A 287-nucleotide genomic window follows, 5' to 3' on the forward strand; every position below is an offset into this window, starting at 1 on the left:
ATTCGTGCCGTTAAAAATCGTTTTGGTGCAGTCAATGAACTCGGGGTTTTTGGCATGACTGATAAAGGATTAAGAGAAGTGGCGAATCATTCAGCCATTTTCCTAATTCGTTATGATGAAGCCATTGCAGGCTCAATCGTGATGATCAGTCGTGAAGGCACACGTCCTCTGTTGGTTGAGGTTCAAGCTTTGGTGGATGATGCACATGGTCCACCGCGCCGAGTCGCCTTAGGTTTGGAACAAAACCGTTTAAATATGCTCTTGGCGGTGATGCATCGCCATGGTGG

The 287-nt window shown here is 47.0% G+C and carries 1 pseudogene; it reads left to right on the plus strand.

Features of this window, described 5'->3' with window-relative positions:
* Positions 1–287: pseudogene (locus tag ACG9ZB_RS17165) on the plus strand (DNA repair protein RadA); the annotation flags it as partial.

Origin of the sequence: Acinetobacter johnsonii (genome assembly GCF_048551975.1) — a bacterium.
Lineage (GTDB): Bacteria > Pseudomonadota > Gammaproteobacteria > Pseudomonadales > Moraxellaceae > Acinetobacter > Acinetobacter johnsonii_A.